The 13,610-nt window shown below is 56.5% G+C and carries 18 protein-coding genes; 13 read left to right on the top strand and 5 right to left on the bottom strand.

Annotated features, from left to right (window positions below; all coding sequences use genetic code 11):
* Positions 1–62: 62 nt before the first annotated feature.
* On the bottom strand, positions 63–479 hold the full coding sequence (locus CFB04_RS09920; protein WP_088535122.1) for an FKBP-type peptidyl-prolyl cis-trans isomerase: 417 nt from the start codon (positions 477–479) through the stop codon (positions 63–65).
* 157 nt (positions 480–636) lie between these two features.
* Here CFB04_RS09920 and CFB04_RS09915 point away from each other — a divergent pair, with 157 nt between their 5' ends.
* Positions 637–2,037, top strand: coding sequence for a response regulator (locus tag CFB04_RS09915; protein ID WP_088535121.1), 1,401 nt, complete (start codon positions 637–639; stop codon positions 2,035–2,037).
* Here CFB04_RS09915 and CFB04_RS09910 read toward each other — a convergent pair.
* Entirely contained in the window at positions 2,021–2,389 is a 369-nt protein-coding gene (locus CFB04_RS09910) for a hypothetical protein (RefSeq protein ID WP_088535120.1), read from the bottom strand. The genes CFB04_RS09915 and CFB04_RS09910 overlap by 17 nt on opposite strands.
* 110 nt (positions 2,390–2,499) lie before the next feature.
* On the opposite strand from CFB04_RS09910, the gene CFB04_RS09905 reads away from it, so the two are divergent.
* The 4 genes from CFB04_RS09905 (at position 2,500) to CFB04_RS09890 (ending at position 4,717) form a co-directional block, all read left to right on the top strand.
* Positions 2,500–3,267, top strand: coding sequence for an ATP-binding protein (locus CFB04_RS09905; RefSeq protein ID WP_172825476.1), 768 nt, complete (start codon positions 2,500–2,502; stop codon positions 3,265–3,267).
* Between the two features lie 62 nt (positions 3,268–3,329).
* Positions 3,330–3,776, top strand: a complete 447-nt coding sequence (locus tag CFB04_RS09900) for a response regulator (RefSeq protein ID WP_088535118.1) — start codon at positions 3,330–3,332, stop codon at positions 3,774–3,776.
* Between the two features lie 9 nt (positions 3,777–3,785).
* Entirely contained in the window at positions 3,786–4,232 is a 447-nt protein-coding gene (locus tag CFB04_RS09895) for a response regulator (protein ID WP_088535117.1), read from the top strand.
* A gap of 83 nt (positions 4,233–4,315) precedes the next feature.
* Complete coding sequence (locus tag CFB04_RS09890; protein ID WP_088535116.1) at positions 4,316–4,717, top strand: response regulator; 402 nt, start codon at positions 4,316–4,318, stop codon at positions 4,715–4,717.
* Between the two features lie 34 nt (positions 4,718–4,751).
* Here the strand turns inward: CFB04_RS09890 and CFB04_RS09885 are convergent, their stop codons facing one another.
* Positions 4,752–5,621 (bottom strand): DMT family transporter, encoded by an 870-nt coding sequence (locus CFB04_RS09885; protein WP_088535115.1) that lies wholly within the window; start codon positions 5,619–5,621, stop codon positions 4,752–4,754.
* A 193-nt stretch (positions 5,622–5,814) separates the two neighbouring features.
* Between CFB04_RS09885 and CFB04_RS09880 the strand changes: the two genes are divergently transcribed.
* Positions 5,815–7,386 carry a class I adenylate-forming enzyme family protein gene (locus CFB04_RS09880; RefSeq protein ID WP_088535114.1) on the top strand — a complete coding sequence of 524 codons (1,572 nt, stop codon included), beginning with the start codon at positions 5,815–5,817 and terminating at the stop codon, positions 7,384–7,386.
* A gap of 27 nt (positions 7,387–7,413) precedes the next feature.
* Here the strand turns inward: CFB04_RS09880 and CFB04_RS09875 are convergent, their stop codons facing one another.
* On the bottom strand, positions 7,414–8,172 hold the full coding sequence (locus tag CFB04_RS09875; protein ID WP_088535113.1) for a PilZ domain-containing protein: 759 nt from the start codon (positions 8,170–8,172) through the stop codon (positions 7,414–7,416).
* Positions 8,173–8,412: 240 nt separating this feature from the next.
* On the opposite strand from CFB04_RS09875, the gene CFB04_RS09870 reads away from it, so the two are divergent.
* From CFB04_RS09870 to CFB04_RS09840, 7 genes are all read left to right on the top strand, one after another.
* Positions 8,413–9,237 carry a rhomboid family intramembrane serine protease gene (locus tag CFB04_RS09870; RefSeq protein WP_088535112.1) on the top strand — a complete coding sequence of 275 codons (825 nt, stop codon included), beginning with the start codon at positions 8,413–8,415 and terminating at the stop codon, positions 9,235–9,237.
* Between the two features lie 57 nt (positions 9,238–9,294).
* Entirely contained in the window at positions 9,295–9,750 is a 456-nt protein-coding gene (locus tag CFB04_RS09865; RefSeq protein WP_088535111.1) for a redoxin domain-containing protein, read from the top strand.
* Between the two features lie 106 nt (positions 9,751–9,856).
* Positions 9,857–10,069 carry a hypothetical protein gene (locus CFB04_RS09860; protein ID WP_088535110.1) on the top strand — a complete coding sequence of 71 codons (213 nt, stop codon included), beginning with the start codon at positions 9,857–9,859 and terminating at the stop codon, positions 10,067–10,069.
* A 141-nt stretch (positions 10,070–10,210) separates the two neighbouring features.
* Positions 10,211–10,588 (top strand): response regulator, encoded by a 378-nt coding sequence (locus tag CFB04_RS09855; protein ID WP_088535109.1) that lies wholly within the window; start codon positions 10,211–10,213, stop codon positions 10,586–10,588.
* A 134-nt stretch (positions 10,589–10,722) separates the two neighbouring features.
* Complete coding sequence (locus CFB04_RS09850) at positions 10,723–11,046, top strand: DUF4124 domain-containing protein (protein WP_157698770.1); 324 nt, start codon at positions 10,723–10,725, stop codon at positions 11,044–11,046.
* Positions 11,047–11,179: 133 nt separating this feature from the next.
* Positions 11,180–11,599, top strand: a complete 420-nt coding sequence (locus tag CFB04_RS18235) for a fibronectin type III domain-containing protein (protein ID WP_088535107.1) — start codon at positions 11,180–11,182, stop codon at positions 11,597–11,599.
* Positions 11,600–12,038: 439 nt separating this feature from the next.
* The gene (locus tag CFB04_RS09840; protein WP_088535106.1) at positions 12,039–12,230 is read left to right on the top strand and encodes a hypothetical protein; all 192 of its coding nucleotides are present in this window, start codon (positions 12,039–12,041) and stop codon (positions 12,228–12,230) included.
* A gap of 113 nt (positions 12,231–12,343) precedes the next feature.
* Here CFB04_RS09840 and CFB04_RS09835 read toward each other — a convergent pair whose 3' ends face one another.
* Positions 12,344–13,489, bottom strand: coding sequence for a pilus assembly protein TadG-related protein (locus CFB04_RS09835; RefSeq protein WP_088535105.1), 1,146 nt, complete (start codon positions 13,487–13,489; stop codon positions 12,344–12,346).
* Positions 13,490–13,610: the final 121 nt, after the last annotated feature.

The following is a 13,610-nucleotide window of genomic DNA, read 5'->3' as shown; positions in this document are numbered from 1 at the left end:
GCCCTTTTATTTTCAGTTTTCTGGTCGACCCGGATGAAGCAAAGAGGGGGCCGGCCACAGGATCATAGCTCGGTTTCCGCGTCTCTGACCTTGACGAGCTCGACTTCGAAATAAACATATCCCCCTGCTGGGGGGAGGCTTCTTGCCCCGGTCGTCCGGGGAGGGGGTTCGTTGAGTACGTCACCTTCCTCTCCGGGGACGAACTCATATCCGGCTCCGGCGGCTCCTGCGGGAAATCCCGGTTCTACCGGAGCCTCTTCCGGTTCGAACGGGAATTCGTCGAGCTCCGATACCGGAACTCTGATGGTTCGCTGCTCTCCCTGTTTCATCCCGATGACCCCCATCTCCAGCGACGGAAGGGTATTCCCCTCCCCCAACACGAATTCGAGGAGATCACGCTCCGTAAAGTCGTAGATCGTACCGTCCTCCAGCCTGCAGATGAACGTCAGGGTCACTCTTTTTCCTTCATCAGCCTGCATGTCGGGCCTCCTGTCCGGTTTTATAGAAGCATAGTCAATCCCCTCCCGCAGTCAAGGCCGTGCCTGCAAAGCCGGGAGAGTCTGGTATCATTGGTTAGGAAATTTTATCCGGAGCAAGCCCGGCCTGCCTATCGAATGATGCGACGGAGGAGCGAGCATGAAGATCCTGATCGTCGACGACAACGCCGACTACCGGCTGCTGCTCAGCCATATCTTCCAGGATAAGGGGTGGCTGACGGTCGAAGCTCCCGATGGCGCGGCTGCTTTCAATCTGCTTCGGGAGGAGATGCCGGATGTGGTGCTTTCTGATGTGATGATGCCCCACATGGACGGCTTCCAGTTGCTGCGTGCGCTTCGGGGCTCACCCTTCCGGGATCTTATCTTTGTGTTCTATACTTCCACCTACGAGAAGGAGGAGCATCGCGACTTCGCGATGTCGCTGGGGGCGGATGCCTACATCGTAAAGCCGCTCGATCCAGTGGATATCGCTGCTGCACTAAGCGTGATAATGAACAAGGGCAGCCTTGCCCACGACGGCCCCATACAGTCGGAGGAGGAGTTCCTGCGCAAGCACAACGTGCTGCTTTCGGAAAAGCTGCTCGAAAAGGCGCTGGAACTCCAGCGGGAGGCGGCCGAGCACCGCCGGGACGAGGAGGAACTGCTCAGGCTTAAGCGGATGCGTCAGCAGGGAGACGCCGGACTTGCTGCCCCCGTCGTGCCGCTCGCGCCGGTGCAGTGTCCTTTTTCGGTCTCGGAGAAGATCTACGACCCGGTAGTGAAGATAGACGCGATCTGCGAGGAGATGGCCGCCAGGAAGGATGATCTGGAAGATAGCGGAGCCGTGACGCTCATAGATCAGCTCTGCGCGTCCATGAGAAGATTGCGCCAGCTGGTGAGCGACCTGCAGGAGTACATTATCATCCCGCGCAGCGAGCTGTATGCCCCCATGCGCCGTATCCAGATGCTTGTCGAGGTGTTGAAGCAGGACTATCCCGCGCTCCCCGCCTGGGCAGAGGAGCGGATCGACGAGTTGCAGCAGCATTTGCGGCAGTTCGGGGCGCTCGTGGAGGACCTGGTTAAGTTAACGACGGTGGCCAAATCGGAGGTGAACCGTCAGCAGGTGGATTTGAGCATGATGGCCCGAGCCCTCGTGGAGGAACTGCGGAAAGCATCCCCTGAACGACGTTCCGAGATCATGATACGGGATGGGCTGCAGGTTTCGGCTGACCGCAAACTGCTGCGGCTTGCTCTCGAAAACCTGCTGGACAATTCCTGGAAATTTACCAGAAACATGCCGGTGGCGCATATAGAGTTCGACGTGATGCAAGTGGATCAGAAACGGGTATTCTATGTCAGGGACAACGGCATCGGATTCAGCGTGAAGCAGGGGGAGCAACTTTTCACGGCGTTCGAGAGGCTGCCGGAAGCAAGGGACTTTCCCGGTAACGGGATCGGGCTCGCCATCGTAAGGACAGCCATCTGCCGTCATGGAGGGACCGTCTGGGGCGTAGGCGAGCCGGGACGGGGGGCCACGTTCTACTTTACCATTGCCGGCTGACCTTCGTTACGGTACGTGTCAGATCGTTTGCCGGGACAATTATGTCTTTGCCTGCGACGATCCAGTGGAACTTGACGAGCCGGTCGTTGATCCTAAGGCTGTACCATATGAAGTAGCGGTTGTCGCGGTAGGTGCAGGTCCACCCTTGCGGGAGGATGGCATGCCCCTCTGCGGCGAGGGAGGAGAAGACAACGTCGAGCACGGTGGCGGTGTCGACCCCCGGCAGGTTGCTCTCCGATTCCTTTACCGTCTCAATGGCCTCATCATACTTTTTTCTTGTCTCCATGAGGCTGTTGCGCTGACATCCGGCTGTGAGCATCGGCAGGACGAGAAGCAGGGCGTGCCATTTCATTAGCTCCTCCGGAGATGGCATTTCATAGTGAAAGTATAGCGTCTCCGGAACAAAGTTCTTCGAAGGCAGTGCCTAAAACAGGTGCGACAAGAACGGCAAGCGGGGGAATTATGAGTGAAACGGAAGCGAGAGGAACATTGCCCGAAACCGATGCACGGGTGGCGGAACTGGCGGAGCGGCTTGCGGAGGCCCGGGGGGAGCTTGATGCCCTGACATATGCCATCTCTCATGATCTTCGGGCGCCGCTTCGTACCGTATACGGGTTCGTGCAGCTTCTGGAAAGAAAGTACCGTGAGCGGCTTGAGGGGCAGGCCATAGAGTACCTGGAACGTATCGGGTCCGGTATTCAGCGCATGGAGAAACTGATCGCGGATCTCCTCGAACTTTCCCGTACGGGGACACGGGAAATGCAACGGGAGCGGGTCGATCTTTCCGCCCTTGCGCATGCCCTTCTGGAGGATCTGAGGAAATCCGAACCTGGACGTGTGGTTGAAGTATCGGTGGAACCGGGGCTGGTCGTGTCGGGGGACCCGGTGCTGCTCCGCGCCCTTCTTCATCATCTGCTGGGGAATGCCTGGAAGTTCACGGGAGGAAAGCCTTCTGCGCATATCACCTTCGGCACCAGAACGACCGGTGAGCAAAGGCAGTTCTGCGTCATTGACAATGGTGCAGGGTTCACACCCGGGCAGGCTCACCGCCTGTTCAACCCGTTTCAGCGCCTTCACCTGGAATCGGAATTCCCGGGCACGGGAATCGGGCTTGCCGTGGTGAAGAAGATCGTGGTGCGACATGGCGGCACTGTGACGGGCGAAGGGGAGGAAGGAAAGGGAGCGGCGTTCTGTTTCACACTGGCTCCGGAGCTGGATCAGCCGGTGTGAGCCCAGACAGGGCCGGGGTTGGGCAGAGGGGCGGCAGACGCCACTTTGCTTCAGGGGGGGAGATGAAAAGAGAAATGGGAGGAAAGCTGAATATCCTCCTCGTAGAGGACAACCCGGGGGACGTCGAGCTGGTGCGGGAAGCTCTTGCCGACAGCACCGTGCGGAGTGAGCTGCACGTCGCAGCGGACGGCGTCCTGGCAATGCAGTACCTGCGACGGGAAGGGGAATTCAGTCAGTCTCAGCGCCCCGATCTTATACTCCTGGACCTCAATCTCCCACGCAAGAGCGGGATTGATGTCCTCCGTGAAATGAAGTCGGACCCGGACCTTCAGTTCATTCCCGTCATCGTTCTGACCAGCTCGAAGTCCGACGATGACATTCTCAGATCCTACAGCCTTCATGCAAATTGCTATGTTACAAAACCGGTCGATTTCGATCAGTTCATGAGTGTGGTGAAGTCGATAGAAGAGTTCTGGCTGGCCGTGGTAAAACTGCCATACAGGCATTGAGGGCGTGCGATGCATAGTGACAGACCCGCAATGATAGATATTCTGCTTGTCGAGGACAATCCGGGGGATGTGGAACTGGTCCGCGAAGCATTGAACGAGGGAAAACTGCGAAACGAGCTGCATGTGGCCTACGACGGGTTACAGGCTCTCAGGTACCTGAGAGGAGAGGGGGAATACTCTGACAGACATTTGCCGGACCTGATACTCCTCGACCTGAACCTGCCCAGGATGCATGGGAAAGAAGTATTGCAGGAGATCAAGACAGACCCTGCGCTTAAGAAAATCCCGGTGGTTGTGCTGACGACATCCCGTGAGGAAGAGGACGTTCTCAGAAGCTACGATCAGTACGCTAACTGCTACATCACTAAGCCCGTGGACCTTGAACAGTTCCTTCATGTCGTTCAATCCATCGAGGATTTCTGGTTCACCATTGTAAAGCTGCCCGGAAAGCGGTGATCAACCGGGGGGAGAGCGAGCCTTGAGGCTGCGGCTGTCCTGGCAGCCATCCTGAGGGATCGTTCGGGCAAAAGGAGGGGTAGGTGACGGGGATCAGAATACTGCTTATCGAGGATAACAGCGGCGATGCCCAACTGCTCTCGGAGCAATTGGAAGAGCTGGGGGTCGACTGGACCGTGCAGCGGGTGGCACGAGTATCCACCGCACTGACTGCGCTGGCCGATGAACCGTTCGACCTGGTACTCATGGATCTCGGTCTTCCCGACAGCAACGGCATCGAGACCCTTCGCAGGATACGTGAATTCAAGCCTGACCTGCCGGTAGTCGTGCTGTCCGGGTCCTCACAGGAAGGGCTGGCGGAAGAGACAGCGCGTGAGGGGGCACGGACGATGCTGGTAAAGGGGAGGATAGAGCCGACTCTTCTGCTGAGGGCGGTAGAGTGCGCCATCAATAACGATTGCAATGGGAATGAAGAGGGAGGGTAGAGCAGGCACAGGTTTCCCGCCTGGAAGCGCGCTGCTAGCCGAGACGGATCAGGCATACTCCCGTTACGATCAACGCGGCTGCAAGAAGGCGGATACGCCCGCACGGTTCCCCCAGGAACAGAACTCCTATGAGTACTCCGGCGATCACGCTCACTTGGCGTACCGGTACCGCATATGCCAGCGGAGCCAGTGAGAGGCCGTATCTGAAAGTGAGAAACGATCCCGCCATCAGCGGACCTCCTGCCAGGATATACCAGCGGTTTTGCCGCCATTCCGCGAATATCTGGGGGCGGTGGCAGGGACGCAGCAGGTTGGCCGTCATGAACCCCAGCATCGTGAAGATGAGTAGTGATGTAAAGGAGAGAGGGGAGTAGTTTTCGACCCCTTTCTTGTCGATGATTGCACCCACTGAATAGATAAATCCTGCGAGAATTGCCGCGAGTATCGAATGGTCTGCCAGGTTGCGGAACGGGCGCAGGAGTTCAGCCCGGCGAAGCCTCCTCATCTGGGTCAGGTATGCGCCCAGGGCTACCAGAATGATACCGATTATTCCGAACGGGGCGGGGCGTTCCCCCAGGAAACATACACCCCATAGCGGCACGTAGAGCATCGAAGTCTGCGTGAGGGGGTAGGTCACAGAAAGATCGCCCCGGCGGTACGCGTGGCCGGTGCAGAGGTGATAGAGCACGAAGCAGGCCGCCCCGGCTCCCGCCAATACTAGAGCTTGCGGTTCGAAGCGCGGCACGCCCGGAAGCAGGGGGAGAATGGCGAGCAGGAGCCCGGAGGATACCAGGAAAAGCCACCAGATGAAGACGGTCTTGTTCTGGCTGCGCTTGATGAGCAGGTTATACAGGGCGTGCATCAACCCCGAAAACACTACAAGCATGAAAGCTAAGGAAGACATGGGGCGCATTATAGAAAAACATCAATTTTAGTGAAACTAAAAAATTTGATTTTTTGTAAAACTTCGTTTCACCCCAAACCTGAACTGACGACACGGGACCCCGGCCCCTCCATGTAAAAGAGAGAGGGCGGTTTCATTGGCCAAGGGATCTGCTATACTCTTCTATTAAATATTAATAATTATAAGGAGAACCATGATCTCTCCGGCTCTGTTGATACACCACTTCCTTGAATCGAACGCTCTATTGCGCCCGGATAAAGTGGCGGTCGTTCAAGACCAGAGGCGCGCCACTTACGGCCAGATAAACGGATGGGCAAACGCTACCGCAAAGAGGCTCATTGACGGCGGGCTCTCCCCCGGCGACCGGGTCATACTTCTCCTCGATAACTCGCTTGAGTATGTGGTGGGGTATTATGGGGCCCTCAAGGCGGGTGGGGTGGCGGTGCCGCTTTGTGCGGAAATCACAAAAGAGGGGCTTCACCGGATGCTGCAGAGCCTGGAGCCCAGGGGCGTGATTGCTGCTGGAAAACAGGAACGGCTGCTGGCAGGGCTGGAAAGCTTTATCCCCGATCCTCCCCTGGTGATAGCCGGTAACAGGGTCCCTCACCATTCGGGCTGCTTCATCGCCTGGGAAGATGTGTTTGCCGAAAGCGATGCAGGAAATCCGGAAACACCTCTGGGTGAAGAGGCGCTCGGTAGCATCATTTTCACGTCCGGCTCCACCGGAGAGCCGAAGGGGGTGATGCTCTCCCATCGGAACATCGTCGCCAACACCCGTTCGATCGTTCAATACCTCGAGCTTGACGAGCGGGACGTACAGATGGTCGTGCTCCCCTTCTACTACGTGATGGGGAAGTCGCTGCTCAATACCCATTTTTCGGTTGGGGGCACGGTGGTGCTCAATAACCGGTTCGCCTTTTCTGCGCAACTGATCGAGCAGATGATTTCGGAGCAGGTTACAGGATTCGCAGGCGTACCTTCAACCTACAGCTATCTGTTGCACCGCTCCTCCCTTGCGGGTTGCCGTGACCGCCTGAGTTCTCTCCGTTATTGTACCCAGGCCGGCGGGCACTTGCCGAAGCAGACGAAGGAGGAGCTGCTGAGGGTTCTGCCGGAGAGGGTGAAGCTGTATGTCATGTATGGAGCAACCGAGGCTGCTGCCCGTCTGGCGTATGTTGAGCCTGAGCGCCTTACCGCAAAGCTCGACGCCATCGGAAAACCCATCCCCGGAGTGACGCTTTCCGTCAGGGATGCGGCCGGACGTGAGTTGGGGGTCGGTGAAGTGGGAGAGATCGTGGCTGCCGGACCCAACATCATGAAGGGGTACTGGAAAGATCCGGATACGACAGCCAGGGTTCTCAGTACGCACGGCTACCATACCGGAGATCTGGGATATCGTGATGAAGAGGGCTATTTCTATGTTGTGGGACGAAAGGACAACCTGCTGAAGATCGGGGGGCACCGCATAAACCCGAAAGAGGTGGAGGACGTTCTCATGGAGACCGGCCTTCTTTTAGAGGTGGCGGTTCTGGGAGTCACGGACGAAATGCTGGAAAAACGGCTGGTAGCCGTTGCGGCACCGAAGATGCCCGGCTGCTGCGAGAATGACATAATGCGCTGCTGCCTCGGAAAGCTCCCGAAGCATAAGATGCCGACTGCAGTGAAACTTGTGGGGGCGCTCCCCAAGAATCATCATGGGAAGGTTGATACCCGCAGGTGCATGGAACTGGCGCAGGATTGTCTGCTTCAGGCGGGAAACTACTGAAGACTGCGGCAGGGGGAGCGGCAGGTGTCAGAAGCGCATCTTGTCGAGAAGCTCCGTCCGGTAGTTCTGCCACTGGGCATCGTGCCCCTGTTTTTTGAGCTGTTCGATGACGAAGTTGTTGATCCGCTCCTGATCGGATTTCATGATTTCCATATAGCGTAGCCCTGCCGTCTGTTTTCCCAGTTCCGACGTCTCCGTCCATACAACCTCACCGAGAGCTATTACCGGTGGCTTTCCATCACCCAGGTCGATCAGTACCAGGCATAGCTCCGAAACTGTTGCGGCTGGTGAAAGTTGTATGGCCAGACCGCCTGCGCTGATGTTGACATTGATCCGCGCCGGAGAGAAGCCAGGGGGGAAGGCGGTGCCTGCAGCGAGGGACTTTATAGCCGAGTTCCACTGGCTGCGGTAACTGCGAAGGGTTCCAGGCCCCCTTTTGCAATAGATGCCGACCTGCACGTCGCAGCGTAGAAATTTCCGCCTTCCGAAGACCTCCATGTCGTTGTGCGGCATTACCCGGATGGTGGAGCGGCCGACAATCTCATGCAGATGGCACGTCAGCTGGATGCCCAGCCCGAGGGCATCTGAGAGAAGGCAGAAGGCAGCACCCTGTTCTAAAGGGATTTCTTTGCTGTCGGAGATGTTGTAGGGAAGTGCGAGGTCGAAGAAGTCGTCGCCGCATCTGACAAGGTGGGATGTTATGACATCCGTTCTTTCCGGTTCGTCCCCGGCCAGGCTGAGCAGCAGAATTTCCTGTCCTGACTTGAAGTATTTCGAATAACTCATCTGGTTCTATTCTTTGGAGAAGAGCTCGGCACGGAACCGTTCCCTGCATTATGGCATACGGATGGACGATTTCCAGATAAAAATCAGTAAAATAATCTCACGGTTACGGGGCTATACGGTTGACAGAGGGAGGGGCCGTGACTATAGTTCCTCACGTAAACCCTTGCCCGGCATGAGTGAAGGTATCGGCATTTCGGCAGGTTTACTTGACAGGCAGCGGTCACAAGAGGAGGAAGGAACATGAAGCAGCGGGCCATGCTGTGCCCCCGATGCCGGCGTCTTATCGGCAGCGATGAGGTAATCTGTTCCTGGTGTGGTGCATCCCGTGCATCAGCGTGGTACAGCTCCGCCTGGAAACGGGGTGCCCTCGATGGCGACTGGCTCGTTAGGGCCATATTGACTGCCAATATTGTCTTCTACATGCTTTCGCTTCTGTTGGGCAGCCGCCGCGGAGGCGGTCCGTTCGGCGTGTTCACCCCCGACCAGGCGAGTCTCATGCTCCTCGGCGCCACCGGAACGGTGCCCCTGGAACGTTTCGGCCGCTTCTGGACCCTCCTGTCGGCAAACTACCTGCACGGAGGGCTGCTCCACATCTTTTTCAACCTTGCGGCACTTCGTCAGATCGCTCCCTGGGTCACCCAGGAATACGGCCCCAGCCGGATGTTCATCATCTACACCCTTGGGGGGGTGAGCGGCTTCTTGCTTTCCTGGCTGGCAGGCATTCCCTTTACCATCGGAGCGTCTGCTGCCCTTTGCGGTCTGATAGGCTCCCTCCTCTACTTTGGCAGGAGCCGTGGAGGGGCGTACGGCTCCGCAGTATATCGTGAAGTCACCGGCTGGGTAGTGGGGCTCGTGCTGTTCGGTCTGCTGATCCCGAACATCAATAACTGGGCACATGGAGGGGGCATACTGGGAGGCATGCTACTCGGAAAGCTTCTCGGCTATGGGGAGCGTGTCCCCGAAACCAGTCTCCACCGACTTCTTGCCATCGTATGTCTTTGCGCAACCGTTGCAGTCCTCGGTTGGGCCTCGGTCACATCGCTCCTTTTCCGGCTCGACCGCTGATACGAGCCCGTTGCCAGCACCCGAGCCTCTGCTACACTGGGAAGAGGAGGTGCTGCTATGGTAAACGATCCTTCTCTACCTGCAGAACAGGAGATGTTCCCCTCTTTCGCGCTTCCCGACCACATGGGGAATACCCTCGATATTGCGGGGTTTCGCCAGCACCGCAACCTCGTCCTCTGCTTCGTCAAAAAGCCCGCAGCCGCAGCCTCGTTTCTTGCATCTCTTGCTGCCAACCTCGGGGAGCTTGAGGAGTCCGAGGCCGCGGTTGTCGTCGTGGTTTTGAAAAGCAAGCCGGAGGCAGGACAGTTGAAGGTTGAACTGGGAATTCCATTCCCGGTACTCGCCGATACAGGGGGAGAAATAGTCAACCGGTTCTGCCCAGGCGACATTTCGGTCTATGTCACCGACAGGTTTCGTGAAGTCTTTCTAGCGCTACATGGCCCGGAACAGGCGCCCGATGCCTCCAGTGTTCTGCAGAGGCTCGCCTTCATTGAGCGCCAGTGCCCTGAATGAGGGGTGTCCCACTGGCCGGCGTAGGATGCGCCGCAAGCTTTCTGAATGTCATTTTCAAATCTCTCCTTTTCTTGCTATAATGAATTCAGGAAAGGAGGCGATCTGCATGAGAGAACGTGACTATGACCGTATATGTTACATTACTGAGCAGCGTGAGGAGTCGGTAGCACTTAGAAACCTGAGGAGCGGTGAAGTTGGATACTCTTTCGGGTGTACCTATGAGGGGGGAACGGTGCAGGTGCGTTTGAATGATGGGGGACTCGATTCCTGGACACGGGAAGAATGCCGCGAGGTGGATTTTTCCGTCGGGACGCATTAATCGGGACCGGCCGGATAGCAAACTTTGCAGCCTTACAAAAAATGTTCTAAGCCCTCAAGAGCTGAAAAAAAGGTGTTAGGGCATTCTTGAAATATGATATAGAACAATCGTTTCAAATTTTCGTTCTGCTCAGGAGGGGGTATGGATAAAAAGAGAATCCTGGTAGTGGACGATAGCGAAATCGTTCTTGCCATGGCACGGGAAGCCTTGGAAGGGGGGGGCTTCGAGGTCGTCACCGCCTTGAGTGCCAAGGAGGCCGATTCTACCATTTTCAGTAACAACCCGCCTGACCTGATTGTAATGGATGTCATGCTTCCCACGCTTGATGGGGACAAGAAAGCCAGGATGCTCAAGGATAATGGGCAGACGAAAAAGATCCCGATTCTTCTTCTGTCCTCCAAGCCTGACCAGGAACTGCGTCGCCTTTCCATAGCGTCGGGCTCCGAAGGCTACATTCGCAAGCCTTTCGGGCATCAGCTGATGGTCGACAAGGTGCGGGAGACACTGCTCGGTTTATGAACCGGTTCCAAAGGGGGAAGAGGCCGTGTCTCTTCCCCTTTTTGTTTCATCGTCCGCTTCCGTCTCGCCCCGTACTGTCGGCCGCCTGGGGGCTGTTAACCATACCCGTTTATGCTTTTGCCGGTGGAGAGATAATGAAACCAATCGTAATCGCATTGCTGGTCCTGATTGCCGGCACGGCTTCGGCGGAAATTTACCGATGGAAGGACTCCGGCGGCACGGTCCACTATACAAATCTTCCCGACACCATACCGCAAAAATACCGTAACACCGCCAAAGTCCTTCCCAATATGCCGGGGGAGCAGAAAAAGGACCAGCCGGCGTCTTTGGGACAGCAGGGGGCTTCTCCGTCAATCCCATTGCCGCTGCCTCCACCTTCTGCAAGCCCAAATGTTCCGGGAGATAGTCGGGCAAAGCCGGAAACTACAAGGTCGCGCCGTATACCCCGGGACGAGTGACTGCGGGGCCCCCCCTAAATTCGTTACCTGGAGTGACACCCGTCACGTTAATTATCTTCAGTTACAGGTAGTATTCCCCTCATGAAACAGAGCCGGCGCTTTAAGCCGGCTGACTTTTCGGAAGGGGGATACAATGCGATATCTCAGTGCAGTAATTCTCTGTATGAGCCTTTTAGGAGGCGTGACCGGCTGTGGCGGGGGCGGAGGCGGAGGCGCGTCTGCTTCGGCGGAGGCCCAGGCTCCCGGGCCGGCACCGGCGCCGGAAGGGAATCCTTCTGCAGGGACCGATAACAATGGTGGAGGGGCGGTTACGGTGGGAGTCGCCAATCTGGCATGGGATGCATCGAGCGGCGGTAATTCAGCTGTCGCCGGGTACAAAGTAAGTTACGGACCCTCTTCGGGTGCCTACGCCAAGACCATCGACGTGGGAAACTCGACGAGCTGCTCAATAAGGGATCTGGCGCAGGGCACATACTACTTTGCCGTTTCCGCTTATGACTCTTCAGGCACCGAAAGCGGGTATTCCAACGAGGTCAGCAAGACCATCAGGTAGAGCTTACCCCACTGTTCACAGTGTCTGGAGCTGCCGCCACAACGGACATTTGCATGCATGCAAAAACGAGAATGTATGGTTGCATGTGTGCGAATAATCTCTTCTGGAGCAGTAACTGGCTAAAATTTCAACGGTAATCTGGTGCAGTCACATGCCGCAGTATCGCCGGTGCGGCCGGTACGGGTTCCAGTTCATTTGCAACAATGCGATGGATTTCGGCCTACAATTAGGTCATCGTTGTAAAACAGTAAGTATTACGGCGATTTGCAGTGTCTGGCGGAGGAGGCGAATTGTGGTATGGGTGTTGCTATAACAGCCTGAGTTACTCCTTTAGTTGCATGGGCGGAAGTCTGGCAATCCGGTGACGACCTGATAGCGGAATGGCTTCTTTCCCCGTGCACGTCTGAAAACCCTTGCGGGTTTAACATACGAGGCTCCGATGCCGGCCGAAACGATCTGCCCCTTTTACGGAAAGAGCGATGACTACTGCGACGTCGGATGCGGGTATATCTCTCCTTACGACGTGAATCTGATCATCAGGTACTGTAGCTGTCGCTATAAGGAATGCCTCAAGTACCAGGAGTTGGCCGATCGCTTCCCTGCCGAGCAGGGAAACCTGGTGAGGTGCTGAACAGGCGGGACAAGAGAATTCGAGTCCCAGAGAAATTTTTACGCTCCTTCATGTGATGACGGGCAGCCTGAAACGGCTGCCCTTTTTTTGTTCCGTAGATGGAATGGGCGGGATTATTTCACTACAACCGGATGCAGGCCGGGGAACTGGAGCAGCTTCTCGCTGCTGCAACTGATGCAGGAGATCCGGTCAATATAGAGGCTGTTGTCGTTTCCGCATGAACCGGGTCCGTCGAAGGCCGTATAATTCTGCTTGCAGCCCGTAGCGCCGCTTGCACAGATCTTGCTGATGCGGACCAGTGCATACGCGGAGACGGCCCGACCTTCGAATGCCCCCTCCTGCCGCCCCTGTGAACATTTTGTGACAGGTGCGATCACCCACCAGCCACGGACATCACCGTTGCCGTCCATCTCCTTGTTCGACTTGTCAGCGTTCGGGTTGTACATCATCGACTCCATGTCCCGGAGCCAGCCGTTGTCTGCGCTTCCGGACGTGAAGATCTGCTTTCCGCATACCTCCTGGGGAGGGAGCTCCATGCAGATGAGGTCGGAGAGGTTGGTCGAGCCGGTTGGCGGATAGAGGAGCGAGGTATACGCATAAAGGTTTCCGGCCGACTGCTCCTTTCGCTGGTCCGACGGATCTCGAACCATCTTCCTTTCCGGTATCGAGCAGACATTGGGATACGTACAGGAGCTTTCACATGCCTCCATGCAGAGTGCAAAATTTGCATTTGCCCGCGGGGGGAAGGCGGCTACCGCTTCGGGGGTGTAGTGGAATTTCTCAACTCCGGATATCCTGGCGATGAAGGCACCAACCGAGCCGAAGCCGACGGTATCGCTTTCGGCCGTCCGTCTGGTCCGGACCTGCATCGCGTTGACCGGCGAGGCGCCGGGGGTGTAGGTGTGTGTGCTGATATTCCAGAAGCCGACGGTGATATCGTTTGAGGTGGTCAGCTGGTTGCTGTTGTTGTTGACGATATCCATGAGAGCTACTGCACGGTGCTTGCCCGACACGGTGTCTATAGCCGCTGTCCTCGCCGAGGTCTGAACGGTATCGTTTGTAACATTCCTGATTTTCGAGGGATCGGCGTGGATCTGTTCCTGAATCCGCTGCTTGATTACCTGGGTGCCGGTAAGCGCCGCTGTCTCTGCGGCATTATGAAGATCTTCCTCGCTCACGTACAGATACCCCACATCGATGGCCAGAGCTGCCACTACGAGAAAGACAACGAGGAGGGTATTTATGTAAGTGGTATCCATTCTGGCTCCTTCACCTCATGAATTGCCGGGATTATACGTAGAATTGGCCGTTTTTCAAATAAATTAAGGGTCATGCGGTAGCATGACCCTTAATTTTTCTACTGCTGGCTCTGCCTGTAAT

Origin of the sequence: Geobacter sp. DSM 9736 (genome assembly GCF_900187405.1) — a bacterium.
GTDB lineage: Bacteria > Desulfobacterota > Desulfuromonadia > Geobacterales > Geobacteraceae > DSM-9736.
This window is presented reverse-complemented; position numbering and strand designations above follow the sequence as displayed.